The organism is Bradyrhizobium sp. LTSPM299 (assembly GCF_000938235.1).
In the GTDB taxonomy this organism is placed as follows: domain Bacteria; phylum Pseudomonadota; class Alphaproteobacteria; order Rhizobiales; family Xanthobacteraceae; genus Bradyrhizobium.
Genome location: NZ_JYMU01000071.1, coordinates 193,918 through 217,995, shown reverse-complemented (window position 1 = coordinate 217,995; position 24,078 = coordinate 193,918). Strand labels below are relative to the sequence as shown.

26 protein-coding genes are annotated in these 24,078 nt (G+C 58.9%); 13 read left to right on the top strand and 13 right to left on the bottom strand.

What is annotated here, in order from left to right:
* Positions 1-393 precede the first annotated feature (393 nt).
* Together UP10_RS44755 and UP10_RS44750 are read left to right on the top strand one after the other, a co-directional pair.
* Positions 394-963, top strand: coding sequence for a M48 family metallopeptidase (locus tag UP10_RS44755; protein ID WP_156180458.1), 570 nt, complete (start codon positions 394-396; stop codon positions 961-963).
* Between the two features lie 20 nt (positions 964-983).
* The gene (locus UP10_RS44750) at positions 984-1,664 is read left to right on the top strand and encodes a hypothetical protein (RefSeq protein WP_156180456.1); all 681 of its coding nucleotides are present in this window, start codon (positions 984-986) and stop codon (positions 1,662-1,664) included.
* A gap of 102 nt (positions 1,665-1,766) precedes the next feature.
* Here the strand turns inward: UP10_RS44750 and UP10_RS33115 are convergent, their stop codons facing one another.
* Complete coding sequence (locus tag UP10_RS33115; protein WP_044591359.1) at positions 1,767-4,994, bottom strand: adenylate/guanylate cyclase domain-containing protein; 3,228 nt, start codon at positions 4,992-4,994, stop codon at positions 1,767-1,769.
* A gap of 424 nt (positions 4,995-5,418) precedes the next feature.
* On the opposite strand from UP10_RS33115, the gene UP10_RS46415 reads away from it, so the two are divergent.
* Positions 5,419-5,553: a hypothetical protein gene (locus UP10_RS46415; protein WP_283807695.1), complete on the top strand. Its 135-nt coding sequence runs from the start codon at positions 5,419-5,421 to the stop codon at positions 5,551-5,553.
* A gap of 180 nt (positions 5,554-5,733) precedes the next feature.
* Entirely contained in the window at positions 5,734-6,015 is a 282-nt protein-coding gene (locus UP10_RS33110; protein ID WP_349643998.1) for a hypothetical protein, read from the top strand.
* Between the two features lie 171 nt (positions 6,016-6,186).
* On the opposite strand, the gene UP10_RS44745 is transcribed toward UP10_RS33110, so the two are convergent.
* Positions 6,187-6,336 (bottom strand): hypothetical protein, encoded by a 150-nt coding sequence (locus UP10_RS44745; protein ID WP_156180454.1) that lies wholly within the window; start codon positions 6,334-6,336, stop codon positions 6,187-6,189.
* 1,423 nt (positions 6,337-7,759) lie between these two features.
* On the opposite strand from UP10_RS44745, the gene UP10_RS33100 reads away from it, so the two are divergent.
* Positions 7,760-8,986: an ABC transporter substrate-binding protein gene (locus UP10_RS33100; protein ID WP_044591357.1), complete on the top strand. Its 1,227-nt coding sequence runs from the start codon at positions 7,760-7,762 to the stop codon at positions 8,984-8,986.
* Positions 8,987-9,443: 457 nt separating this feature from the next.
* On the opposite strand, the gene UP10_RS33095 is transcribed toward UP10_RS33100, so the two are convergent.
* The 3 genes from UP10_RS33095 to UP10_RS33085 form a co-directional block, all read right to left on the bottom strand.
* Positions 9,444-9,653 (bottom strand): hypothetical protein, encoded by a 210-nt coding sequence (locus UP10_RS33095; RefSeq protein ID WP_044591356.1) that lies wholly within the window; start codon positions 9,651-9,653, stop codon positions 9,444-9,446.
* Positions 9,650-9,841: a hypothetical protein gene (locus tag UP10_RS33090; RefSeq protein ID WP_044591355.1), complete on the bottom strand. Its 192-nt coding sequence runs from the start codon at positions 9,839-9,841 to the stop codon at positions 9,650-9,652. Before UP10_RS33090 ends, UP10_RS33095 begins: the two co-directional genes overlap by 4 nt.
* Positions 9,842-10,049: 208 nt before the next feature.
* Positions 10,050-10,961 carry a LysR family transcriptional regulator gene (locus tag UP10_RS33085; RefSeq protein WP_050043899.1) on the bottom strand — a complete coding sequence of 304 codons (912 nt, stop codon included), beginning with the start codon at positions 10,959-10,961 and terminating at the stop codon, positions 10,050-10,052.
* A 333-nt stretch (positions 10,962-11,294) separates the two neighbouring features.
* Here UP10_RS33085 and UP10_RS44740 point away from each other — a divergent pair, with 333 nt between their 5' ends.
* The 6 genes from UP10_RS44740 to UP10_RS33060 all read left to right on the top strand — a co-directional run bounded on the left by UP10_RS44740 (position 11,295) and on the right by UP10_RS33060 (position 14,840).
* Entirely contained in the window at positions 11,295-12,035 is a 741-nt protein-coding gene (locus tag UP10_RS44740) for a hypothetical protein (protein ID WP_156180452.1), read from the top strand.
* Complete coding sequence (locus UP10_RS44735; RefSeq protein WP_156180450.1) at positions 12,032-12,184, top strand: hypothetical protein; 153 nt, start codon at positions 12,032-12,034, stop codon at positions 12,182-12,184. The genes UP10_RS44740 and UP10_RS44735 overlap by 4 nt, the downstream gene beginning before the upstream one ends.
* A gap of 77 nt (positions 12,185-12,261) precedes the next feature.
* Entirely contained in the window at positions 12,262-12,990 is a 729-nt protein-coding gene (locus UP10_RS33075; protein ID WP_044591354.1) for an SDR family oxidoreductase, read from the top strand.
* Positions 12,991-13,023: 33 nt separating this feature from the next.
* On the top strand, positions 13,024-13,431 hold the full coding sequence (locus UP10_RS33070) for a GFA family protein (RefSeq protein WP_044591353.1): 408 nt from the start codon (positions 13,024-13,026) through the stop codon (positions 13,429-13,431).
* A 12-nt stretch (positions 13,432-13,443) separates the two neighbouring features.
* Positions 13,444-13,737 (top strand): DUF1330 domain-containing protein, encoded by a 294-nt coding sequence (locus tag UP10_RS33065; RefSeq protein ID WP_044591352.1) that lies wholly within the window; start codon positions 13,444-13,446, stop codon positions 13,735-13,737.
* Positions 13,738-13,850: 113 nt separating this feature from the next.
* Entirely contained in the window at positions 13,851-14,840 is a 990-nt protein-coding gene (locus tag UP10_RS33060) for a zinc-dependent alcohol dehydrogenase family protein (protein WP_044591351.1), read from the top strand.
* Positions 14,841-14,921: 81 nt separating this feature from the next.
* On the opposite strand, the gene UP10_RS33055 is transcribed toward UP10_RS33060, so the two are convergent.
* The 8 genes from UP10_RS33055 to UP10_RS33020 form a co-directional block, all read right to left on the bottom strand.
* Positions 14,922-16,088 (bottom strand): MFS transporter, encoded by a 1,167-nt coding sequence (locus tag UP10_RS33055; protein WP_044591350.1) that lies wholly within the window; start codon positions 16,086-16,088, stop codon positions 14,922-14,924.
* A gap of 208 nt (positions 16,089-16,296) precedes the next feature.
* Positions 16,297-17,043: an SDR family NAD(P)-dependent oxidoreductase gene (locus UP10_RS33050; RefSeq protein ID WP_044591349.1), complete on the bottom strand. Its 747-nt coding sequence runs from the start codon at positions 17,041-17,043 to the stop codon at positions 16,297-16,299.
* A gap of 66 nt (positions 17,044-17,109) precedes the next feature.
* A complete protein-coding gene (locus tag UP10_RS33045; RefSeq protein ID WP_044591348.1) occupies positions 17,110-18,168 on the bottom strand; it encodes an SDR family oxidoreductase in 1,059 nt (352 codons plus the stop codon).
* Between the two features lie 14 nt (positions 18,169-18,182).
* Positions 18,183-18,557 (bottom strand): DUF427 domain-containing protein, encoded by a 375-nt coding sequence (locus UP10_RS33040; protein ID WP_044591409.1) that lies wholly within the window; start codon positions 18,555-18,557, stop codon positions 18,183-18,185.
* 41 nt (positions 18,558-18,598) lie between these two features.
* The gene (locus UP10_RS33035; protein WP_082077369.1) at positions 18,599-19,303 is read right to left on the bottom strand and encodes a flavodoxin family protein; all 705 of its coding nucleotides are present in this window, start codon (positions 19,301-19,303) and stop codon (positions 18,599-18,601) included.
* Between the two features lie 32 nt (positions 19,304-19,335).
* On the bottom strand, positions 19,336-19,971 hold the full coding sequence (locus UP10_RS33030) for a glutathione S-transferase family protein (RefSeq protein WP_044591347.1): 636 nt from the start codon (positions 19,969-19,971) through the stop codon (positions 19,336-19,338).
* Positions 19,968-20,828 carry an alpha/beta fold hydrolase gene (locus UP10_RS33025; RefSeq protein ID WP_044591346.1) on the bottom strand — a complete coding sequence of 287 codons (861 nt, stop codon included), beginning with the start codon at positions 20,826-20,828 and terminating at the stop codon, positions 19,968-19,970. The genes UP10_RS33030 and UP10_RS33025 overlap by 4 nt, the downstream gene beginning before the upstream one ends.
* Positions 20,829-20,964: 136 nt before the next feature.
* Positions 20,965-21,711, bottom strand: coding sequence for an SDR family NAD(P)-dependent oxidoreductase (locus UP10_RS33020; protein ID WP_044591345.1), 747 nt, complete (start codon positions 21,709-21,711; stop codon positions 20,965-20,967).
* A gap of 180 nt (positions 21,712-21,891) precedes the next feature.
* Between UP10_RS33020 and UP10_RS33015 the strand changes: the two genes are divergently transcribed.
* Both UP10_RS33015 and UP10_RS33010 read left to right on the top strand, forming a co-directional pair.
* Positions 21,892-22,794, top strand: a complete 903-nt coding sequence (locus tag UP10_RS33015; protein WP_044591344.1) for a LysR family transcriptional regulator — start codon at positions 21,892-21,894, stop codon at positions 22,792-22,794.
* A gap of 170 nt (positions 22,795-22,964) precedes the next feature.
* Entirely contained in the window at positions 22,965-24,038 is a 1,074-nt protein-coding gene (locus UP10_RS33010) for an alkene reductase (RefSeq protein ID WP_044591343.1), read from the top strand.
* Positions 24,039-24,078: the final 40 nt, after the last annotated feature.

Here is a 24,078-nt window from a genome sequence, read left to right as displayed (position 1 = left end):
GCGTCCAAGCCGACGTCCGTCTGATACGCAAGCCCGGCGCCAGCCCTATGCTGATCTCGATCAGACGCACCGCGACCTTCTATTGGTCCGTGCTCGCAAAGATACCGAAACGTTCGCCAATAAGTCCGTAGTTCCAACGGGTTCAAGGGACTGAAGGTCTAGGACGAGGTAGGCCCGAACTTCCAGCCAATTCCTCCTATCGAATCGGGTCTAAGACCTGCAATTGCAATTGCCGTCGGATCGGCGATCCCCAGAAGCTCGATGGCCGCAAGGAGTCGTTTTGCTGAGATGGTACCGACGGACTTTGCTATATGTGGTTGAAATTAGCCCCAATTTGCTCTACTGCATTTAGCAGCTCTGAGGAATTGGGGGCGCACCTTTGGCGATCCTGGGTTGCTGAACGCTTCCGCCTTGCCGGATGACGTCGTCCTTTGCGACGCGGACAGCCGTGGTCGTATGGTGGAAGTTCTTGTTTCGGAATTTCGGACTGCCTTCGCTGACATCGAATACGAAGTTGATACGCAAACTCGAATCGTTAACGCACAAGCATTTTTGCAAAGCGGCCGTCGCTTCGTCCGGCTTTATGGCGGATTGGTACTTCATCCGCTTACCAACGATGATGCGCTGGTCTTCTCCCTGCTGCATGAGACTGGTCACCATATCGCACGTGGCCGAAGGTTTGCAGGTGATCCCAGCCTTGCCTGCGATTGCCTCGCTGACAAATGGGCCTGTGGAGCTGGGGCGAGAGAACTACGTCGTCGTTCGGGGCGCATTCTGAACCTCACTAAAGCTTTTCGCAGTCTTGATGACATATTGGCGCCTAATGATGTTGGCTCTGGCTCCGCCTCAAGACGGCGATCCCAGCAGCCACAGGCTTGCTGGGCCAACTTCTGGAGCACCCGCAAATCTCGGCTCAGCGATGGCGGTGTCTCAGAGCCGACCGACCCCTGCTATTTCTATTAGACAAAGAAAGGACTAGTGTGATGGGTTCACTCATTCCAATCGGTGGTGGTGCCGACGCCGAAATCAAAGGCCGCCTGAACGCCGCATTCAATGATACGAACATCGGTATAGTTAGGAACGTAGTTGCAAGCGAAAATATATTCGATGGCCGACATCATCTGCATCGTGTCGCTTATAGATTAGGGACCTATCCAACTAAGACCTATCCCGGAGATAATGCCAAAGGAAAATGGTTCTTCTTTTTGAAGCAAATCCTCAAGAATGCTGCGTACAACGGCGTCTCTACTGCAGACTCGATCAGGGCGATCCTATCATACGCCCTAAGCGCTCAAGGAGTTAAGAGAGTGGTGTTCGACGCAAGGCAGGGCTTGGATCCCAATGCGGACCACTACGTTGACCCTGGCAATCCAGCTACGAACGTTGACATTGCTCGTTTGGTCGACACAACCGGCACCTTGACGGTTGCGCTTATTTGTCCTGCACCATTACCCAACACAGCGGCTCCAACTCCTAATCAAGACGCTGATCTTGATCGAGATGCGAACGGAAATATCATTGAAAAGAAACCGATAAAAATTTTCGACCCGGCAAACCTCGCACCTCCGATTCTTTTAAAAGAGACGAGACAGCCAAAGGGGAAAACGAAAGTTAAGAAAGCAAAAAAGACGAAAGCTAAAAAGGGGAAGGCTAAGAAGAAGTAATGTAGTCACGTCGCAAGAGCTATCCGCACGAAACCGCTTCGCTAGCTACACTCGATGCTGAAAGTCTGTAGTTCATAGAATTTCCGGCACTGCTTAGTCCACTTACGACCCATTGATCGATGCTTGAGTGTCATCAAGCGTGTCCTTCGAAGGGGTGATGAAGGCTTCAAAGATCATAGCTCCAGTTTCCCGCATCAGCGCTTGTGCGCGTTCCAATTCATGCCTTCCAGCGGCCTTTTGATCACTTTTTCCGGATTTCAGGAGGAGGTCCGCATACACAATGCGAGCAAAGCATTCCGGAGCGCGGGCATTGCGCTGAGTCGCGACTTCTATTGCCTCAGTAACCGTGGAAAGCGCGTTTTCGGCATCGCCATTCAGCCGGTAGGCATTTGCCAGATCAGCCAGAATACGAGGTTCGTTTTCTAAACCTGCCTTTCGAGATCGAGCGAAACGCAGAGCTTCGGACAAATCTTCAATAGCTGAGGTGAGCCTTCCCGCGACGATATGAGAAAGCCCGCGACAGGCCTGCGCATAAACTCGCAGATAGGGGTTACCGCTCTTCACTGCGAGGGAGAACGCCCGGTCAGCATGAGTTTGGGCCAGTCCGATGTTTCCTTCAGCCCAAGCGAGATCTACATACCCCATGCTTGGCATGACGTGATGGACAGGATCAACGTGACTACTTTCCAACTGGAGGATACGATCAAGGAACGCGCGCGCTTCTTCTTTTCGGTCGAGCATCACCAACGTTCGACCGCGCAAAGCAATCAGCCAGACCTCGATATCAAAACCCAGCGTTTGGCGGTCAAATTTTACGATCTCGTCCGCCCGGTCCGTTGCCTCGACATTCATTTGAAGCGCTTCTCTCATGTGGCCTGACAGCCACAGCGCGTGACAGAGTACCGCCTTAAGCGTTATTTGAACGCTCGGATCGTTACCCTCATCGGCGATTGCCTTCGCTTCTCGAATCTTTTGTACATACTCGTCTGCTGAGCCACCATTTGCCAGAATTCGCCCATAGGCAGCGTGAATCAGCGCGTTGGCCCTCACATCTCCCAAGGCAAGCGCGAATTTCCTGGCTTCCTCGAAGTAGACTGCAGCATCTTCAGACGAAATCCCCTCTCGCCACCCAAAATTGACTATCTGTCCACAAGCCATCATTCGCAAATAGTCGATTGGCGTAGACGTAGGTTGGTCCGACAGAAGTTCGCGGACCTTCATCCAACTTCTCAACGCTTGGCTTGGATCGTTTGCGCCGATCCAAACCGCGGCGCGCATATTCTGTTGAGCTGCTTTAAGATTTTCGCCAGCCTGCTCCAAATGATACGCCAGAAGCGAGGCCCGTTGCTCAGCGTGATCTTTGAAGAGAGCTTCGATTGCTTTTGCCACTTTTGAATGAAGCTCACGACCCCGAGCGTGCAGTAATGATCGATAGGCCACTTCCTGTATTAGGGGGTGACGAAAAGCGAGAAGCCGCCGCTCAAAGGGCGGGACATCATAAAGCAGCTCAGACTGTCTCAAGTGTTGAACTGCCTGCGACAGGTCCGATTGGTCTAAGCCACAAACGCGCTCCAGGATCGATATGGAAATTTCTCGACCTATCACGGAGGCTACCTCAAGTACTTGTTTTGCGTCCTCTTCAAGTCGGTCAATTCTGGCTGCTACGACTGCCTGCACGGTGGTGGGTAAGGGGATTGCATCAATACCGCCTTTGAGGCGATATGCCCCCTTCTCCCCTTCAAAATCGCCGCGTTCCACGAGCGCGTTGATCAGCTCCTCAATAAAGAAGGGATTGCCTTGGGCGCGCTCGACGATGTTTCTAGTCAACAACGCCAGCGAGGCATCATTTCCAAGATGGTCTTGCAGCAGAGCTATCGCTTGCAATGGAGCCAATGGAGGCATGCTGATCTGTCGATAATGTGATCGCTGCATCAATAGAGCTACAAAGCCCGGCCTTAAGTTAACGACCAGGAGGGTCTTTGTGCCGACAACGGCATCGGCGAGTGCCTCAACGAACTCTACGCTCGCGGAATCGATCCAATGCAGATCTTCAATGATTACAACAGTACTAGCATCCAGCGGGCCCGAGCGAGGTAACGTTCTCACAAAATCGAGGAGCTGCGTCTTTCTAGCCTTTGGATCGAGCTTGGGGGCTGGCTGATGCGGATCCGCGAGTCCAAGGAATTCCAACAGCACGGGCGCAAAGTGCTCTTCGACCGGAAGTGTCGATAATCTGTCACGGACCCGACTACGTGAGATATCGATCGCTTCTTTGGTCCGAAGACCAAAATAGTCGCGCAACAGTTCAAGAACAGGCTGAAACGGCGTCGCCTTACCGTGCGCCAAGACACGAGCCTCAAAGACACGGATATCTTTTCCGCGACAATGCTCAGCAAACTCGAAGCAGAGACGGCTCTTCCCAATTCCAGCTTCACCGACTACACCAACGACGCGACCATCGCCGTTCATTGTGCTTTCGAGTTCGAGCAAGAGAGCGGAAAATTGATCATTACGACCGGTCAGCGGACTCAGCCGTCTACCGCTTCGAAAGACTCCGCTGGAGGGAGCGTTTTGAAGTCCCCTGAGTTTGAAAACGTCTACGGGGGTCGAAATCCCTCGAATGCTTTGCGCGCCTAAAGGCTCGACTTCAACAAATTGCTTCGCGGCGGCGTACGTCTCTTTGGAGATTAGAACACCATCAGGGTCCGCCAGTTGCTCCATGCGGTTCGCAAGGTGAACATTTGCACCCGCCGCGTCATACGTTTGGTAGATTCCGTGCTCTATCGCCTGAACAACAACCTCTCCAGTGTGAACGCCAACTCGAATTTGTAAATCCGAATCGCCAATGCGGGTCATTTGATCCTGCATTGCGAGTGCGGCGAGACAGCCACGGACCGCGTGATCTTCGTGAGGCTGTGGAGCGCCAAAAAGGGCCATGATTCCATCGCCCTGAGATTTGTTGACCACCCCATCGTAGCGAACAACCGCCTCATGCATCAGTTCAAGGATAGGCTGCAAGCGCCTCATCCCAAGTTCGGGGTCTCCCAACCTGTCAATAAGACTCGTTGAGTTGCAGATGTCAGCGAATAGAATGGTAAGGCGCTTACGCTCTCCGCCCTTGGCATGAAGTGACCGCAGGACCTGTTGCCAGGCCTGATTGGCTGCCGCAGGAACGTTGCCCTTCAGCGCCCTACTGCAATTCCCGCAAAAACGCGCTTCTGGCCCATTGACGTGTCCACAAGCCGAGCACTCTATACCGAGAGCAGACCCGCATCTTTCGCAATATTGATTGGTTACCTTGTTCTGAAAAGCACAACGAAAACACTGCATCCAACGTCCCTCAGATCGCCGCGTAGCTTGCTGCGTCTAAAGGCGGATCATAGCGCCAATCGCCAATTAATTCCATGCGGCATCGCAAAAGCAGATTTCGTGGTTCTGAAGTCAGCCCGAGTGCCGATATGCAGTCCGTAGCATGAGTGATCGTTTTCAGTTTGAAGTCTAGCCCCAACTCCAATAATTCCTTTTGTCGCCCCCTTCAGCGTGTCTCAATTCGCGTCTCGCATGCACTTCCTGGTGAGATAGATGGTCACGCAACAGCATGACTGAGGGTGGCATGGCCTGCTCCCGCAACGACGAGCCAACGTAATCCAGTGCTGAATTGACTGGCACCGCACTGGACGCTCGCTTTTGCTTGATTGCCTTCCCCCGGAATTGGACTAATCTCCTCGGAGAATTCGGTCGGAGGGGAAGCCCCATGATTTCAAGCTTCAAGGCCGTGCCCGAAATCAGAACCTTGATTGAAAAGATCAAGGACGATCGGAAAAAGCGCGCTGGGGCAAAAGCTAGGCGGATGCTGCTCAGGAGGCCAAAAAGGCTGACGAAGCGCTAACGGCTAGCTGGTCAGAATTACTGTCCTGTTTGGAAAGCGTTCTGCACGACAACTACGGGCGGCCCTGCAAGTTACCCCAAGGGTAGAACGCCATTTCCTTGACCTACCGCAAGGCGGCTTCGCTGCTCTGCTGCAATTTACAGGGCTAGCTTGTAGATGGTAGTGCGAATGACGAAGCCTATGCCTGACAAAGCGGAGATTGCGCTCGAATATCCCGACAAACTCTACATTGGCACCTTTGAGCACTCGTCGCGATTTGAAGCGCATCTCGATCCGACCGGTTTCTCGCTGATCTCGAACGTTTGGACGACGAAGTCGTTCGCAAATCGATTGCACATCAACTTCGGTCTGTTCGCCAGCATCTTGAGCGAGTTAGCTTCGACGGTTGGTCGCATTCCGAAGGACGACATCGTGATCGCGATCTACTCGCGCAGGCAACCGCCGAACTACAAAGGGCATTAATCCAAGTTTAGCGTCCGCCCTACTGGTGGTCTTGCGACGCCCAGCAAGGTGCAACGGTGGTATCCCTTATGTCGCGCAACGACACCGCAGTGTCCGCGCTAAAATTTCCTGATCGGCACCGTGCCACCTTTCAACAGACCGCTGACCCTTCGCGGCCATATCCACGTCGGGTTATTTCTTTTCAGATTTCGTGCGGTTCTCCGCCATCGCTTCCACCGCTTCGAAGGCATGCTGCCGTGCTGACCGATCCTTGATCGAGCGGAACGCGCGCAGGAGCCGAAATATCTCCGCCGCGTCTCTGGCGAGTTCTTCCTTCGGCAATAAGTTTCCCTCAACCCGGGGACCTGGCAAGCCCCGAAAGACGACCCTAGCGATCGCTCGTGGTGCATTGAAGCCGGAGAATTGCGGGCTCAAGCCGTTGTTAGTCCGACCCGTCGAAAACAACTCGACCTAGCGCGAGAAGTCGCGCCATTATCGCTCACTACCCGTGTTCCGCAGGTCGCCGATTTTCGGCTGAATGGCTCGGCCGAACTTCGATGGCCAGTCGTTCAAGCCGCTGCGAGACGGCTTAAATTCAAGATTTGTAAGCAAAGTCAATGGCTTGCATGTCATTTTTAGGCTTGAAAGCCGCTTTTTTGATGTCAAACTACTAATGAGCTGATTTGTGACGCTGCTCACACTGGCCAAAACGAGCGAGGACGGACTGACCTCCACCGCTACCCCGGCAAATGCTCGACCGAGGCTGCAGAGCGCCGTCAACGAGTTGGGCACTACGTAGGGGCGGTGGCAGCGAGCCGGACCATCCTGGGACTGCCCGGCAAGCCTAGAAAGCCCCGACTTCATAGCCGCAGACCTGATCAGCACAGATTCCGATCAACTGCGGCGCGCGATCCTGGATCACGACACGCCTCGGCTATTCGAGCACCTGCTCGAAGCGTTTTCGCTGCAGGGCATCAGTGATCATGCAGCGCGCAGCTATACGGATCATCGTGGTCGTCCTACCTGGCGCGACCTGCAGCGGGCGACCGCTCGACCTCCGGCCTGCCCGAAGTTGCGCAGCTACTGGAGCTTTCACGGTTGCAGTTATCGAAAGGGTAGCCGGACATGCGCCGAGCGAGAGATTATTTCGCGCTGTTCGCTGCCTCGACACGACCTGCGTAACGGACGGCTGAACCAGACCACATATTCGCTCTTCCTGTTTATCCGCGATGTTGCGGATGGCAACTTGGTCGAGTGGATCGACCGAAGGTTGATCAAGCGAGTTTGAGTGGCGCGGCCAGCTGCGTCCGCGCGCACTGGGATGAGATCGACGCGCTCTGCAAGCTCAACAGCATTCCGTTCAACGCGACCGGCGAGAAGATCCGCGAACACGGGCTTTGATGCGTTTATGAGTTCGCCTGGAAAATGGACGCGATTATGTTTTGGGATAGGTTCGATGGGCGCTGGCTGCGTGGAAGCGAATTTCACTATCCTGAGCGGCCAGACTGCCATGGTTCGTGGTCCGCCTTCGGTTCACGAGTTTCAATCCGATCCGTGGCAGGGACAACGGGCATAGCCCGGCTGACGCTTACTGCCCCGCTTAACTACGGTCAACTATGCTGACAAACCGCACGAACTGAGCGCACGCGAGCGGCGCACAGGAGATCGACAACGCCTGACGATCGGTGTTCAATAATCGAGTAGGAGATCATGAGACGTCTCCCGATAACGCAGACACATTCATTAATTCATAGGGAGAAATGCAATGCCCGTCGTCACTAGGCGACTCGCGGCGCTTTCGTCAGCCATCATTTTGTTTGCTGCCAGCGAAGGCAGTGCACTTGCCCAGAGCAAATACGATACCGGGGTAACCGACACTGAGATCAAGATCGGCAATATCATGCCGTATAGTGGGCCAGCGTCGGCCTATGGCATCATGGGGCGAACGGCTGGCGCATATTTCCGGATGATCAACGACAATGGTGGCATCAACGGGCGAAAGATTAACTTCATCTCCTATGACGACGGCTACAGCCCGCCCAAGACAGTGGAGCAGGCGCGCAGGTTGGTCGAGAGCGATGGAGTCTTTCTAATTTTTGGATCACTCGGCACTGCCGCTAATGCGGCGATCCAAAAGTACATGAATACGGTTCGAGTACCACAATTGCTCGTTATCACCGGAGCCTCGCGTTTTGGTGACCCAGAGCATTATCCTTGGACCATGGGTTGGCAGCCGACCTATCGGGGCGAGGCGCGGATCTACGCAAATTACATTCTGGAGCACTATTCAAACGCAAAGATCGGGCTGCTGTACCAGAACGATGATCTCGGCAAGGACTATGTTCTCGGGCTAAGGGATGTGCTGGGCGACAAGTACGACAAGATGGTCGTCGCCAGCGCGTCCTATGAGGTCGGCATGCCGACCGTGGACTCAGAGGTCGTCGCTATCAAGTCCGCCAACCCGGACGTCTTTATCAATATCGCAACGCCGAAATTCGCCGCGCAGGCGATCAAAAAACTAGCTGAGCTAAACTGGCATCCGATCCATATCCTAGCCAACGTGTCGAGTTCGGTCGGCGGGGTGCTTAAGCCCGCAGGGTTTGAGAACTCGAAGGGCATCCTTTCCGCAGGTTACCAGCTGGATATCACTGACCCACAGTGGGATAACTATCCGGGCATGCAACGCTTCCGCGCCTTCATGGCAAAATATTACCCAGAGGCCGACAAGTCCGATAGTTTCATCCTGACCGGCTACAACCATTCGATTGGATTGGTGGAAATCTTGAAACGCTGCGGCGACAATCTCACCCGTGAGAATGTGATGAAAGTAGCCGCCAATCTCGACTTCGAGATTGATACCTACCGCCCGGGAATTCGTATCAAAACTTCGTCCACCGATTTTTATCCCATTGAGCAGGAGCGAATGATCCGCTTCAATGGCGAACATTGGGAAGCGTTCGGCCCGGTCATCGATGGTCATGTCGATCATTAGCGCTCAAGGTAAGTCGCGCCTAACGTCCGCTCAGGGTCATACGCGTCGGCTTGCATCTCCGCCGGTGATTTCCGGTGTAACGTAGAGTCGAGGTGTGACGCGGTAGCTTTAGGTTCGAACATATCTGTTTCCGCCCCTTTCGTTCGGCGGTGCCTTACTGGTTCGACCATGGCCCCGTTTTCACACCTCGCTCATCGAACCGGACGTGCGGCGCTACCGCATCCGGCTCTCGGGCAAGACCTCACGCCTTCACCCACGGCACGTCGATGAAACCGCAAGCAGGGCCGGGTTGAAATAATTCGCGGTTTGCTGATGGCATGCTGATGACAAGCGCGACAACCGTATCGGCGCGAGTCGGCACGGTCGATTACACATTACGAAACATCGCGAGGCATCGTGACGTTTGAAGCGGCGTTGTCACAAGCCGTTCCGGCATGACGCAGCTTTTCGCGCGCCCTCAAGTTCTTCTGCCATCCTGTTTGCCGATCACGCAGCGCCATCCCGCAAGGCGCTCGGCCGGGTGCTCCTTCATCCACTCGGCGAGCTGCGGCGCACCCATCAGGCAGGACTGCGTCGATATGTCCGCGAAGTCCGACGTGGTGACGATCTGCTCGTGGCAATTTGCCGGAGACGAGAGACTGCAGAGTACGGCGATGATCTTGATCACGGCAGCAGGCCCCCGTCCCTGCGGTAGGCATTGCTGCCGCTGACCGCATGACTTGCCAGTGCCTTGTCCTGCTGTTCGCTGACCGGATCAGCCGGCGGGAAGATGCTGTCATATATCGCGCGGGCTTCTTGAATGAGGCGGACCCGCTCGCGCTCAGACTTTGAGACAAATCGAATAACCTCACCCATATTCGCTCCAAACCGGCACCAGACACTGCCGCTGTTAAATGTCGATCATCATTTCATTGTGGATGTGGGAGCTCGGCGCCAACTTTGAAGCTCTGCGGGCGGTCACGAAGGGATAAAAAGCTCGTGAACCGCGCCCTTCACGTAGCCGCAAGCCGGGACACGCAGCACCCGGTTTTGGGGATTGGTCGAGAGTCCTGCTCGGTAACCCTCAGTGCTCTACAGTATCGACCCACCCGGCTGCGACATCGCGCGAACATTCCTCGAGATCCTGTATCACGCGCCGCCGATCCGCTCGTCGTCTCACGAGACCGGTCGCCACGGGAGCAACGCCGATCTCGATGTATCTGATGGCAGGATTCGAGTAGTAGCGCTCCAGCCGCTCGCCGACGATGACGACCGCCTCGCCGGATTCGACGACCGCAAGCGATTCCCTGATCGTCGTTACGACCGGCCCTCGCGCGATCGGCCGCCCGGAGGGAGTGTGGTCAGGGAAATGGATCGCCGCCCACGCTCCCAACTGATGATTGTCGGGCAAGGCCGGCAAGGTCTCGCGCACGAGCTCCTCCGGATCGATCCAGTCTCTGTCGCACAGCCGGTGGTCGGCCGGCACGACCAGTTTCTTCTTCTCCTCGAACAGAACCGCGCATTGCACCAGGCCGTCATGGGAGAGCGGAAGTCTGCAGAACGCGGCATCGACCTTGCCCGACGTAATCGCCTCGAACTGATCCAGCAGCGAAAGCTCCACCCAGTCGACGTCAATATGGAATTTACTCCTGAGATGTCTGACAAACGGCAAAGTGTACTCATAAAGACCGCCGCCAAGGAAACCGATCCGCAGCCGGCTCGTCTGGCCAAGGGCGGTATTCCTGCAATCGTCCAGCGTGGCGCGGAGGACCAGAGCAGCGCCTTCGACGCCGAGACGAAACTTCTCGCCAAGGGGCGTCAACTGGACACGCCTGCTCGTCCTCACGAAGAGCTGTCCCCCAATCTCTTTCTCCAATGAATTGATCGCTTCGGAGACGGAAGACTGGGCGAGCGACAGTCTCTTTGCCGCTTTTCCGAAATGTAGATCTGTCGCGACCGCCAGGAAGCAGTCGATCTGCCGCAGCTCCACGCCCATCCTCACGTCCGTCGATTGATCGGATTAGTCGATTATTGGGAAGCTATGTCTCGATGAAGCGGGCCGCAATCTGGATGAAGCCGTAGAGTTCAATCCTGTTCAGTTTATACCACTTCGCAGGGTAACTTTCTCCCGTCGGCGGCAAAAATAGACAAATCGCAATTTCGGTCGGGCACCAGCCTGACAGGACGGAACATCGATCGGAAATGCCGATCGAATGTTCGGCAATCGGCGCTTGTTCAGGACGCCCCCAGGGAAAATATCACCGACAAGTTGGCCCGACGCGGATGGGCGGCAGCCGTTCCGGCGTTGGCATCGCCAGAGGAGATCTCGATGACCCGTCACGGTCAGAAGAACCCGCCATCGCAATTGGCAAGCACGGCCGATTTCGCCGCGCGCGACGAGGGCATCCGCTGCCTGTCCTATGGCGTCATGCGCAAGCTTGCCGGGCTTCCGCAGGATCTGTTCGCAAACTACTGGCGCGATGTCCTCGGGACGCTCCTCGCGAGACTTCCCGGCGTGGGCTACTACGCGCAGCAGCACTTCTCACCCGACCACACGGCGAATCTTTGGCCCCTTCCAGACGGCATTCGCCGTATGGACGTCGTGCTCGACGGCGCCATCGAAATCGGCTTCGCCGACACCGACGACCAGAATCGCTACATCAAAGCCAGCCCCGTGTTGTTCGGAGACGAGTTCCATCTGTTCGAGCACACTGTCGCCTATGCTCTGCCGGAGGGGTCACGCACGCTTGTTGATCGCGAGGCCGACAGCATTCCCAACGGGCCGGATCGGCTGCACCGCCTGCATTTGCTCTCAACGGTGGATCTGGCGACGGATTCCGCTCCTGGCTATCGGAATGGGCGCAACATTTGGCATCCGCGCCGGAGGTGCAAAAGTTGCGCCTGCATCTGCCTGACCCCTACGACAATGCGCGTCCGTCGCCGCCTTCGCCGATTGAGATCGGTTTCGCGAGTGCCTTTGCGGCACGAGAGTTCCGCGACAGCGAAACCTATCGCGCAACCATCGAGGACCAGCGCAAGCACCTCCGCTCGACCGGTGCATTTCTGGTGACCGGTACCTACACCTTTGTCCACGATGGCGTGATCACGACGGCCGGTCTGAGAGGCAGTCGGACTGCAGAACTCATCGCGCGTATCGGTGCCGTCAACCAGACGCGGAATGAGGTGACACGGCTGTTCGTGCAGGACCCGGATCAGTGACATCGCCCGAACCGAGGTCTGTATGACCGCTATTCGCCACCATTGCGAATTGACTTGATCAGCAGGGAGAATGAACTTTGGCGAGATTGCAGGGGAAAGTGGCCGTCATTACCGGCGGCACTCAAGGTATCGGCCTCGCCGCCGCAAAACTCTTCGCCAGCGAGGGGGCCGATGTCTTTATCACTGGCCGTCGCCAGCAGGAGCTTGAAGACGCCGTCGCCGCAATCGGCAGCAACGCCACCGGCGTTCAAGGCGACGCAGCGAACCTGGCCGACCTCGATCGCCTCTATGAGCGCGTCGGAGCAAGGGGCCGAATAGACGTCCTGTTCGCCAATGTCGGACTGGGCGGGTTCGTACCGTTGGGAAGCATCACCGAGGAGTATTACGACAAGACCTTCGACACAAACGTCAAGGGCGTGCTCTTCACGGTGCAGAAGGCGCTGCCGTTTTTGAACGATGGCGCTTCCATCATCCTGACCGGTTCGGCTGCTGCCGCCAAAGGCACCCCGAGCTTCGGTGTCTATGCCGCAAGCAAGGCGGCTATTCGCTCATTCGTGCGAACCTGGACCGCGGAGCTGAAGGACCGGCGCATCCGCTCAAACGTTCTCAGCCCTGGACCCGTTGTCACGCCACAGGCAGCGCTGCAGCCGCCTGAAGCCATCGCGCGCATCGTGTCGTCAGTCCCGATGGGCCGCATGGCGGAGCCCGAAGAGATCGCAAAGGCGGCGCTCTTTCTGGCCTCGGACGACTCCAGCTTCGTCACGGGGATCGAATTGTTCGCCGATGGCGGCAGGGCACAAGTCTGACTCGTCGACGACACACATACCGGAGTTAACAACATGCCCGCACCCTACACCGGCGGATGCCAATGCGGCTCCATACGTTACGTATTGACGACTGAACCGATACGCCTGGGCGCCTGCCATTGCAAAGAATGTCAGCGCCAGTCTGGTAGCGCCTTCGGCATGTTCATGCCGGTGAAGAAAGACAGCTTGACAGTAACCGGCTTGACGAAAGAGACGACACGTGTCGCCGACAGTGGCAATGAGGTTACCGGCGTGTTCTGTCCGGAGTGCGGAGTCCGCATCTACCATGTTCAAAAGGCCGCGCCGGACGTGGTTTCCTTGAAACCCGGCACTCTGGATGACACAAGTTGGTTGCGCCCAGGCCTCGTGATCTGGACGAGGAGTGCGCAGGGCTGGCTTCCCGTTCCCGACGGCGTCAAAGCGCTTGAGCGGCAGACGTGAGGAGATGAGACGATGCCTAAAGGATATTTCTTTGTTGAAATCGAGATTACTGATCCGGCGGCTTATGAGGCTTACCGCACCAGCGTTCCGGATATCATCTCGGCTCATGGCGGCAGGATTCTCGTGCGTGGCGGAGACCCGCAGCCGCTGGATGGCGTCATCCCGCGCCGCCGCCGGGTCATTGTCGAGTTCGATAGCCCCGAGGCCGTGAAGACATTCTATGACTCTGACGCATATCAGGCTGTGCAGCCGATCCGGCTGAAAGCCAGCAATGGGTTCGTGTGCCTGCTGACCGGAACGGAATAAGTCCTCACCGTTCCGGACAGCATCTCGAAATGCCCTCACAACCAGGTCGGCGCAGACTTCCGTTCGAGCTCGCGCCGAATCCCACATCCTCAACCCGCCTTAATGGAGGCATCATGTCCCGCACCATCAAATTCGCACTGGCCGGAGGGCCGGGCGTCCTCGAATTCATCGACATGGAGGTGCCCGCTCCCGGCCCGCACGAAATTCGTATCAGGGTCAAGGCAATTGGCATCAACCGTGCCGATTCCATGTGGCGCAACGACAAATATACTGAACGGGTCAGATTCCCGGCGGGTCTCGGATATGATGCCGCCGGTATTGTCGATGCGGTTGGCAAAGACGTTTCTGACTTCGCCATAGGTGACGCCGTCAGTACGGTTCCGGCTTTCTCCCTAAACAAGTACTTCACATACGGCGAGGTCATTCTCGCGCCCGACCATGCCGTCGTGAAGCATCCGGACTCGCTTTCATTCGTCGAAGCCGCATCAGTCTGGATGATGTTTCTGACGGCCTACGGCGCGCTCGTTTTCGACGCTCAAGTACAGGCCAGGGATTTCGTCATCATTCCCGCAGCTTCGAGCAGCGTCGGCCTGGCGGCGATACAAATTGCCAACTATGCCGGTGCAACCCCGATCGCGCTAACGCGCACGTCAGACAAGACAAAGCGGTTGCGGGAGGCCGGCGCGGCACATGTCGTTGCAACCCAGGAGCAGGACATGGTCGCCGAAGTGATGCGTATCACGAACGGCCACGGCGCACGCCTCGCCTTCGATCCCGTCGGCGGCGCGGACTTTCCCAAGCTGATCGCTGCGCTGACCAACCAGGGCATCGCCTACATCTACGGCGCGCTGAGCGAGGATGACACTCCGATACCGGTGCTGGAAATGATCCGGAAGATGACGACGATCAAGGGATACAGCATCCGGCTGGTCACGGGCGACGACGCGCGCCGGAAGGTCGCGGTGGAGTATGTGACCAAGGGCCTCGCCAGCGGCGCGCTCAGGCCGATCATCGATCGCATCTTCAAGTTCGACGATATGGTGAACGTGCACCGCTATCTGGAGAACAGCGGCCAGTTCGGCAAGATCGTCGTTACCCTTTGAGTTGATGCCAAATCCCCATTTGGTGGTGGCACATCCTTCTTGATCTGCACAAGCGGTCCGTTCACGCACGCGTCACGTTGATCAAGGTGGCGCGGCGGACCGGGATATGGTGGACGCGGTCGTTGCGAGTACAAGCGTGGCGACGTTCATGAGAATGATCGCTACCGCACCGATATCGACGGCGAAACCAAGCCCCCGCGTGGACGCGATGGCGCCCAATATCAAGGCGAGCGCCCCCATCGACAGATAACCCAGGAGATAGAGGGCAGAGAGTGTGCCGCCGCGGTAGGTTGCGGCCACCGCCGCGCTGATCACTTGCAGGCCGCCGACAAACAACAGGCTGTAGGCGCCTCCAGCCGCGGCAGTTGCGAGCAGGTAGATCACCAGATGGCGCAAGTTGACCGCCAGGATGAGCAGCGCCATCGACAGAGCGGAGACCAACGCGCCGACGATGAGCGCCACACGCGGCGAGAGGGTCCGGAAGATGAGCCCTGTGGCGGCCATCACGACAGGAAACAGTGAAAGGACGGCGCTGTTGAGAAATGCGTTGGGCGAGCCGATGAGGTCATGCTCGACCTGGCCGCCGAGCGAGAGGACCAGCACGCCGAACGTATAGGCCGCCATCATGGCCGTCGATGACACCGCGAAAGCCCGGCGCACATCCTTCGGAACGAACGGCATCCGGGAGCGCCGGTCGCCGGCGGCACCGCCGGCAGCCTGACGGGGCAAGAGCCAGGTGCCGGCCAGAAGGATGACGAGAAGAATGGCCAGTATCCAGAAGCACAGGCGCGTCGGCCATGGCCCGTATTCCGTCAAGACGCCGCCGATCAGCAAAGCCGCCGCGAAGCCGGTCGCCTGTGCCCCCATCGTGATCGAGGCCGCACTCTTCGCACGTGCAGGGCTCGTGAACTCCAAGACAGCGGCGGTCGACGGGCCCGCGGCCAGGCCGACGCCGATGCCCATCAAGGCACGTCCGGCGAATACCCACCACACGTCAGGTGCGACCGCAAACAACAGGGCGCCGGCCAGCGAAGCAAACAGGCCGGCCAACATCGTCGCGCGGCGACCAATTTGATCGGAGATTCCACCGAAACCGACCAGCATGACAACGACGCTGATCGGATAGATGGCGAAGAGTCCCGCGGTCACCGTATGGGTCAGACGCCATTGCTCGGCATAAAGCCCGTATGTCAGCGCCGGCGCTGCACTTGTCCAAAGCGTATGACCGACCACGCCCGCCGAGACCAACAGGCTCGCGCGGCTCCCGAGGACGAACTGCCCTCTCACCGGAGGCTGGGCCCGGTCCGCCACGGTACGGCGAACAACGCAGACGTTTCCTTGATCATGACGGTCGTCCTTGCGAGTTCAGCAAAGTCGGGCTCGGCCGGGCTCCCGACGCGGCCGTGCAATGCGCCGGCAGAGTGCGCGATTATTTCCAGGTTGATGATGGGCGGAACTAGGACGCGGTTTTGCCGCCGTTCACGCTGATGATCTGGCCGGTGATGAACGACGCCTTGCGCGACGCGACGAACACGATGGCATCTGCGATCTCCGCAGGCGTGCCCACACGCTTGAGAGGTACGCCCGCGACCAGTCCGGCCTTCCTCTCGGCGGAGCCGGTGAATCGATTGAGCATTTCGGTCTCGATCGGACCGGGCGCGACCGCATTGACGCGAATGCCCGATGCCGCACCTTCGAGTGCTGCGGATTTCGTCAACCCTTCGACGGCGTGCTTGCTGGCAGTATAGAGCGAGGCTCCCGGCGCGCCTCGCTGTCCCATGGTCGATGAGAGGTTCACGATGCTGCCGCTGCCCTGCGCCTGCATCACGCGCATCTCATGCTTCATGCTGAGCAGCACACCGAGCACGTTGGTGTCGAAGGTGGCGGCGTAGCTCTCGGCGGTCTGTTCCGTCACCGGACCGGGCTTGCCTTCGGTGCCGGCGTTGTTGACCGCCACATCAAGCCGGCCGAAGCGGGCCACGGTCTTGTCGATCAGGTTGCGAACGTCGTCCTCGTGGCGCACGTCGGCGCGGACAAATTCGGCTTCCACGCCGAGGCCGCGGAGCTCCCGGGTCAGGGCCTGCCCCGCCTCGTCGCGACGGCCGGACACGACAATCCGGGCGCCTTCTTGCGCGAAGGCCAGCGCCGTGGCGCGGCCGATACCGGCCAGGGCACCGGTAATCAGGACGACAGATGCAGTCATGGAGATTTTCCTTTTACAGCGGGCTGTGTTTGCGGGAGGACACTGCGAAAAGCACGACGTGGTTGGTCACGGGATGATCCGCTCACGACGAAAATCCGAAAACATCCGAAAGAACATCTCCTCGGTGTCGACCAGATCGTGGAATCCGAAGCGGCGGGCCTTGCTGGTATCGGAGACGATGTCGTAGTCCGAAGCGAACACGCCGTCCGGGTAGCCCCATGCTGCGATCTCCTCGAAACGGAATTTCTGCAATCCGTTCCTTTCGACGATTTTGTCCCAGATCGCCCCCTTGTCTGCCATCGACCGCGCAAGATTGATGTGCCGTGGCGGAGCCAGTTCCATCTCGAAAAACCCAGCGAATTTGGGCCACAGGTTCTGCCACCGGATCAGATCGCTGTTGGTGATGTTGAACGCCTGGTTGGCGCATGTCGGATCGGTCGCCATCCACGCGACGGCCTTTGCCAGCAGCGCGGCGTCCGTACACTGGTAGAGCGCGGTATACGCGCCGGGCTTGCCCGGAAAGCTGAGAGGCAGCCCCAATGCCTTGCAGATGTTGGCATAGACCGCGATCGCCAGGGTCAGGTTCATCGGTCCTCCGGTGGAGAACCCGCAGACCGCGTGCGGACGCCCCACCGACCAGGTCCAGCGCTTTCCCTTCTGGAATTCCTCGAGAAAGTCCTGCTGGTCGTAATAGAAATTCGGCGGCATGTGCCGCGGATCGTCCTCCCGGGTCGGAGTCTTGTAAGGGCCGAGGTGATTTCCGTACCATCTGGTGCCCTGAGACAGATGGACATGCTCGAGCGCAGGCGACGCGGCATCCACGGTCTTGACGAGGTTGAAGAACATGTTGGCATTCGCCGATATCGTCTCTCCGGGATCCGGACGCTCCGTGATGGCCAGATAGAACAGATGCGAGATATTGGTGAGGGGTGCGAGCTTTGTCTTGCAATCGGCGGGATCGAGAAGATCCACGGCGATGTATCTGTAGTCACCGCGAATCTGCGGCTTGCGCCGCGACACCGCAACGATATCCCAGCCGCCCTGCTCAAGCAGATGAGTCAGCATGTAGCTGCCGGCAAGGCCGGAGGCACCTGTGACAAGTGCGGTACGTTTTGTCGTCGACATCCGTCGTCTCTCCTCTAGATCACCTTGATCTCGTCGACACGGTCCGGATAGAACGCGACGTAGTCCTTGATCCGCGCCATCGCCTCAAACGGCGTCTCGTAAGTCCACACCGCATTGATGGAGCGATCCCCGCCGGCCGGAATGCTGTAGTAGGACGCGTCACCCTTGTAGGGGCAGTACGTGGTCTGTTCGCTGCGCGTCAGCGCGGCCATGTCGACATCTCGGCGAGGGATATATTGAACGGGCGGATAGGACGCCTCGCGAAGCGTCAATGCATCGCGCGTGTCGGCGATGATTATTCCGCCGGCTTTGACCACGACGCGGGACCGGTTCGGTTCGATCGAAATGGGGTGGTCGGGCCCCGGAATTTTTATCGGTTTGTCGGCCATCATTTGTCTCCTTCGGAATTTGAATCGGATCGTACGAGCATTCAGGCGGTGACCCGCCCGGTGGCACCTTTAGTGCCCGCGGATGCCAGCACACCCCGGCCTTCTGGATCCTGATTGTCGGCGCCACCCGAAACGCCTCGACTGGTCGGCCGCCCGAGCGCCGCCCGGCCGGCTGATAGCTCCTGCGCGACCTCGGCCACTCGGCGGCCAAGGAATTCCGCGGTCCGAAGATCGGACAGCGGCGGTGCGAGGTCGCCGCTCTGGTCCATGTCGGCTTGGCCCGCCATCCCGAGCGTGTAGCTGTCGCGGTTGAGGATGTCCTCGTTGGTGTAGGAGCGATTGTTCCCGTAGTTCATCCCGAGATTGACCCAATGCATCTGGTGCTGGGCCGCAAATGTCATCAGTTGGACGAGCGAGTTCTGCTTGTCACCGCCACGGGACGCGCCGTTGGTAAAGCCTGCGGCGATTTTGCCTTCCCAGCGCTTCTCCGCATACTGAAGGTGCGAGCTCGCATCCATGAACGCTTTGAACGGTGCCGACAGGCTGCCCATGTAAGTGGGCGCTCCCATGATGATGGCGTCTGCACCATCGAAAATCTGCCATCGGCCCGGCGCCTGTTCCGCGGTGACGAGCTCCACGCTTGCGCCGTTGACGGCCGCCGCACCACGCGCGACTGCCTCGGCGATCTTCACGGTGTGACCATATCCGCTGTGATAGACGACAACGATTTTCACTGGAACTGTCATGTGGGAACGGTGCCTCGGGGTCGAAAAACGCGTCACTGCGCAGTCATGCTGGTTCGGTTCGAAACAGCGTCGTACCAGCGCTTCAGTGAACGATGCTCGCCGGGAATAGCGAGGTTGATCGCCTTGACGGCGAAATCCACCGTCACCAGCGCGGTGATGTCGGCGACGGAGAAGCGTTGGCCGGCCACGAAAGCAACCTCGCTCAATCGAGTGTCACAATCGGCGAAGAAATTGTTCACCCGAAGCTTGCTACGCTCTGCCAGTTCGCCAATCTGCTCGTAGTCATGCGGCCCGGCGATTGCGCGGCCCTTGAGGCCGGGTGCGGAATTGCGGATCGCTTCCATGACTGCGGCAAAACCTTCCAGTTCGGCACGCCGCTCCCACATTGCCACCAGAGCTTTCTCCTTCGCCGTCTCGCCCAGCAAAGGCGGCATCGGATGGGATTCCTCAATGTACCGGCAGATCGCCGGCACTTCGCCGATGGCGGTGCCATCTTCCAGCACCAGGGTGGGCACAACGCGGCGCGGGTTGATGGCGCGGTAGGCGTCGGAATGTTGCTCGCCTTTGCCAAGATCGACTGTGGCAAAGGGAATCGAGAGCCCTTTTTCGGCGAGGAATATGCGCACGCGTCGCGAATTGGGTGAGGATGCCGAGTGGTAGAGTTTCATCGAGATTCCTCCTCGGACAGAAACTGGGAAACGTCCCGAACGAACCGCTTGGGATCCTGGTACTGCGAACCGTGATTGGCGTCGGGATAGAGGATGAGCTGGGCGCTGGGCAGGTGCTGCTGCAGGATGAAGGAGTTCACGGAGTAGATGATCACGTCCTTGCCGCCGTTCACGACCAGTGCCGGCTGGTGGATCGACTTCAGATATTCGAACGGCCTCTCCCGTGGCGCGCCCCATTCGCCGATCGCCTCGATCTGGGCGGGCGCGACCTTCTCGTTGACCTCCGGATCGCGGTTCTCGGCGCGTCGCCGGAAACGCCCGAGGAACGCGTGGCCCGCAGCCTGGCTCTTCTCAGATTTCGTGAAATGCACGCGAAGCCAGAGATGATCGGGCTCGTCATAGGTGGCGCCGAAGATCTCCTGCGCCTCTGGCGTGAGCGTAGCCATGCCCTCAACACCGCGTGGGCCGGTGCCGACCAGAACCAGCCGCCTCACGAGGTCAGTCGCCTGAAGCGCGATTTCCTGCGCGACAAAGCCGCCGATCGAGAAGCCGAGCACATCGACTTGCGCCAGTCCCAGCGCCCTGATGAACGCCACCGCGTTGGCGCCCATTTTCTCGATGCTGGTGGGCACCTCGCCGGAGGAACTCGATACGCCGGCGTTGTTGAACAGGATCATTTCGCGATCCCTGGCGAAACCGTCGGTCACTGCCGGGTCCCAATGGTCCATGGTGCCGGTGAAGTGCTGGTTGAAGAGGAGCGGCACGCCGGCTGCGTTGCCGAAGCGGCGATAGGCAAAGCGGATGCCGTTGGCTTCGACGAACTGCGTCGGCGCGGTCTGGTGATTGTGCTGGGTCATTGAGATTCCTGCGGTGGATTAAGCCAATACGCGAAGCGGTCGAAGGCGGCGGCGCGCATCGAAATCTGCGAAAAGGATTCCTCGGGAGCACCGCGCCCCTACTGGGCGCGGTACAACCCACGCGCCCCGTACCGTGTCAGCTCGCGGTCATACCGCCGTCGACGTTGAGGATTTCTCCGGTAATCCACTTAGCTCCGTCCAACGCGATAAATACGATGCCGTCAGCGACCTCCTCGGAGAGGCCGAGACGATCGAGCGGTACCTGCTTCACCAAGGCAGCCTTGTTCTCCGCACTGCCGGTGAACCGAGTCAGCATGCCGGTGTCCGTGGGTCCGGGCGCGACGGCATTCACCCGAATCCCCGACTTGGCGAGTTCGAGCGCCACCGACTTGGTGATACCTTCGACGGCGTGCTTGGCCCCGACGTAGATCGAGGCGAAAGCCGCGCCGCGATGTCCGTAGGTCGAGGAGATGTTGATGATGCTGCCGCTGCCCTGGGCCTGCATGGCGCGCACTTCGTGCTTCATGCTCAGGACGACGCCGAGAACGTTGGTTTCGAAGGTCGCGGCAAAGCTTTCCGCAGTCTGGTCCGTGATCGGACCGACCTGCCCTTCGGTGGCTGCGTTGTTCACCGCGACATCGAGACGGCCGAACCGCGCGACGGTCTTGTCGACCAGTGCGCGAACGTCGTCTTCCTTGCGGACGTCGGCGTTGATGAACTCGGCCTCCGACCCGAGCGCGCGCAACTCCTTGACGAGGGCTTTGCCGGCCTCGTCACGCCGGCCGGATACCACGACCTTCGCGCCCTTCCTGGCGAACGCGATGGCGGCGGCACGGCCGATGCCGGTCAAGGCGCCGGTGATCAATACGACTGGGTTGCTCATCTTCCGGTTCCTCATTGATGTTTCCTGCCGGCGAAGCATGGATTATCTCGCCGGGAGGCCTATAAGCCCTGCAGGTGTCTCCCGAGGGCACTGCCGTGATTGCGCAGGTAGGAACCGGCGGCGTCTTCGCCAAAGACTTTATAAGTTGGTGGGCATGCCCGAGAGATATGGAAGCCGAGAATGGAGTTGCGGCACCTTCGTTATTTCATCGCGGTCGCCGAAGAGGGCAGCCTGACGCTCGCAGCTGAAAAACGGCTGCACACCGCGCAGCCTTCACTGAGCCGTCAGATCCGCGATCTCGAATACGAGGTCGGCGTTCAGTTGATGATACGCGGCGTGCACGGCATCGAATTGACGGCCGCCGGCCGGGCCTTTCTCGACCATGCACGGCTGGCGCTGACGCAGGCGGAAGCGGCGACGGAGGCGGCGCGGCGGGCGGCGCAACCGCCGCGGACATTGTTTACCATCGGCTTCCTCACCGGCTACGAGATGGACTGGCTGCCGGCCGTGATGGAAATCCTGCGCGCCGAATTGCCGAGCACTGAAGTCGTCATCTGCAGCCAGGACTCGCCGGATCTCGCAGCGGCTCTCAGTCGCGGAAAGATCGACCTCGCCTTCATGCGTCCGGAAAAGCAGGCGTCCGGACTGGAATTCGTGCCGTTGCGCAAGGACCCGCTGATCGTCCTGATGCCGCGCGACCACGCTTTGGCTGGGCGGAGCTCGATTCGCCCGCAGGACATCGCGGGCCAGACGTTTATCGGAGTGTCCCCGGTCCGGGCACCGACCGCGTGGGCTGCCATCAACGATTACATCAAGCCCCTTGGCGTGAAACCCGACCATCAGGCCGAGAACCTGGCAATGGCGATTTCGCTGGTGGCGTCCACCGGGGGCATCGCGCTGCTTCCGCTCTATGCGCAAAATCTGTTGCCGAAAACCGTCGTCAGCCGACCGATACGCGGTGCGCCGCCAACAGTCGACCTGGTCGCCGGCTACAACGAGGCGAACACATCGCCGCTGTTGAAATTCATCCTGACGAACGTCGAGGATTTGAAGTCTCGCGTTACGAAGAACGGCAGTCGTTAGGCGCCGGCTGTCGCGCCGAGCTGGACCGACGATGCGCCAGTTGCTCGGGATGGCGGGGTGATACCCCGACGCCGTATCTGATACGCCGATAGATCCCATCGGAATAAGCTGACTTATCCGTCTGCGGTGCAGTTCCTAGTTCTCCTCATAAGCGAGTGCCGAGGAAAACCATGAACCAATCATTCACGTCTGTCCGTGTCGGACGCTACACTCTGCCAAACCGCCTGGTCATGGCCCCGATGACCCGCAGCCGCGCGAAATTCGATGGCACGCCAGGAGACCTGGCCGCCGAATATTATGCCCAACGCGCCAGCGTCGGCCTGATCGTCACCGAAGGCACGCAGCCTTCGGATGACGGACAGGGCTATCTCGCGACCCCGGGCATCTATACTTCTGCGCATATCGCTGGGTGGAAGAAGGTGACCCGGGCCGTGCATGACCAGGGCGGCCATATCTTCATCCAGATCATGCACGCTGGACGCATGTCGCATCCCGACAATACGCCGCATCATCGTCAAGCCGTGGCACCCTCCGCGATCGCACCGGGGACCCAGATGTTCACCGCGAGTGGGATGCAGGACATTGCCGCGCCGCGTGCGCTGACGACCGAGCAAGTGCGCCAGACCATCGCCGACTTCCGCCATGCGGCGCGCAGCGCCATCGAGGCGGGCGCCGACGGCGTCGAGATTCACGGCGCGAACGGCTATCTCGTCCAACAGTTCCTCGCTCCCAACGCCAACGCGCGCACCGATGAATATGGCGGCTCGATCGCGAACCGCGCCCGTTTCGCCATCGAAGTCGCGACCGCGATTGCCGAGGAGATCGGCGCGGACAGGACGGCGATCCGCCTGTCGCCCGGCATCGCCATGTGGGGAATCGACGAAGGCGCGGAGGGTCCAGCACTCTATCGCTATCTGGTCGACGAACTCGACAAGCTTGGTCTTGCCTATGTGCACGTCCTCCATGCCGGCAACGAGCAACTCGTGGGCGACATCCGCGCGCGGTGGAAGCAGGCGCTGATCGCGAACCGGCCCGGTCGTCCGCGCGACCAGATCGGTGCTGACATCGCATCGGGGCTGGCCGATCTGGAAGCCTACGGGCAAATGGTCCTGGCCAACCCGGATTTCGTCGCACGGGTGAAGACCGCGGCGCCGATGAACGAAGCAGATCGCGCCAGCTTCTTTGGCGGCACCGCGCAGGGCTATACCGATTATCCCGCGCTTGAGGCGGCCAACGCCGCGTAAGTCTGCGTGTTTACTTTGCAGAGAACTATTTGGAGGTTGA

Excerpts from the sequence above, each read along its gene's own strand:
- UP10_RS44750 (WP_156180456.1), top strand. The coding sequence starts at position 984 with ATGGGTTCACTCATTCCAATCGGTGGTGGTGCCGACGCCGAAATCAAA.
- UP10_RS33115 (WP_044591359.1), bottom strand. The coding sequence starts at position 4,994 with ATGCAGTGTTTTCGTTGTGCTTTTCAGAACAAGGTAACCAATCAATAT.
- UP10_RS46415 (WP_283807695.1), top strand. The coding sequence starts at position 5,419 with ATGATTTCAAGCTTCAAGGCCGTGCCCGAAATCAGAACCTTGATTGAA.
- UP10_RS33110 (WP_349643998.1), top strand. The coding sequence starts at position 5,734 with ATGCCTGACAAAGCGGAGATTGCGCTCGAATATCCCGACAAACTCTAC.
- UP10_RS33100 (WP_044591357.1), top strand. The coding sequence starts at position 7,760 with ATGCCCGTCGTCACTAGGCGACTCGCGGCGCTTTCGTCAGCCATCATT.
- UP10_RS33090 (WP_044591355.1), bottom strand. The coding sequence starts at position 9,841 with ATGGGTGAGGTTATTCGATTTGTCTCAAAGTCTGAGCGCGAGCGGGTC.
- UP10_RS33085 (WP_050043899.1), bottom strand. The coding sequence starts at position 10,961 with ATGGGCGTGGAGCTGCGGCAGATCGACTGCTTCCTGGCGGTCGCGACA.
- UP10_RS44740 (WP_156180452.1), top strand. The coding sequence starts at position 11,295 with ATGACCCGTCACGGTCAGAAGAACCCGCCATCGCAATTGGCAAGCACG.
- UP10_RS33070 (WP_044591353.1), top strand. The coding sequence starts at position 13,024 with ATGCCCGCACCCTACACCGGCGGATGCCAATGCGGCTCCATACGTTAC.
- UP10_RS33065 (WP_044591352.1), top strand. The coding sequence starts at position 13,444 with ATGCCTAAAGGATATTTCTTTGTTGAAATCGAGATTACTGATCCGGCG.
- UP10_RS33060 (WP_044591351.1), top strand. The coding sequence starts at position 13,851 with ATGTCCCGCACCATCAAATTCGCACTGGCCGGAGGGCCGGGCGTCCTC.
- UP10_RS33050 (WP_044591349.1), bottom strand. The coding sequence starts at position 17,043 with ATGACTGCATCTGTCGTCCTGATTACCGGTGCCCTGGCCGGTATCGGC.
- UP10_RS33045 (WP_044591348.1), bottom strand. The coding sequence starts at position 18,168 with ATGTCGACGACAAAACGTACCGCACTTGTCACAGGTGCCTCCGGCCTT.
- UP10_RS33040 (WP_044591409.1), bottom strand. The coding sequence starts at position 18,557 with ATGGCCGACAAACCGATAAAAATTCCGGGGCCCGACCACCCCATTTCG.
- UP10_RS33035 (WP_082077369.1), bottom strand. The coding sequence starts at position 19,303 with ATGACAGTTCCAGTGAAAATCGTTGTCGTCTATCACAGCGGATATGGT.
- UP10_RS33030 (WP_044591347.1), bottom strand. The coding sequence starts at position 19,971 with ATGAAACTCTACCACTCGGCATCCTCACCCAATTCGCGACGCGTGCGC.
- UP10_RS33025 (WP_044591346.1), bottom strand. The coding sequence starts at position 20,828 with ATGACCCAGCACAATCACCAGACCGCGCCGACGCAGTTCGTCGAAGCC.
- UP10_RS33020 (WP_044591345.1), bottom strand. The coding sequence starts at position 21,711 with ATGAGCAACCCAGTCGTATTGATCACCGGCGCCTTGACCGGCATCGGC.
- UP10_RS33015 (WP_044591344.1), top strand. The coding sequence starts at position 21,892 with ATGGAGTTGCGGCACCTTCGTTATTTCATCGCGGTCGCCGAAGAGGGC.
- UP10_RS33010 (WP_044591343.1), top strand. The coding sequence starts at position 22,965 with ATGAACCAATCATTCACGTCTGTCCGTGTCGGACGCTACACTCTGCCA.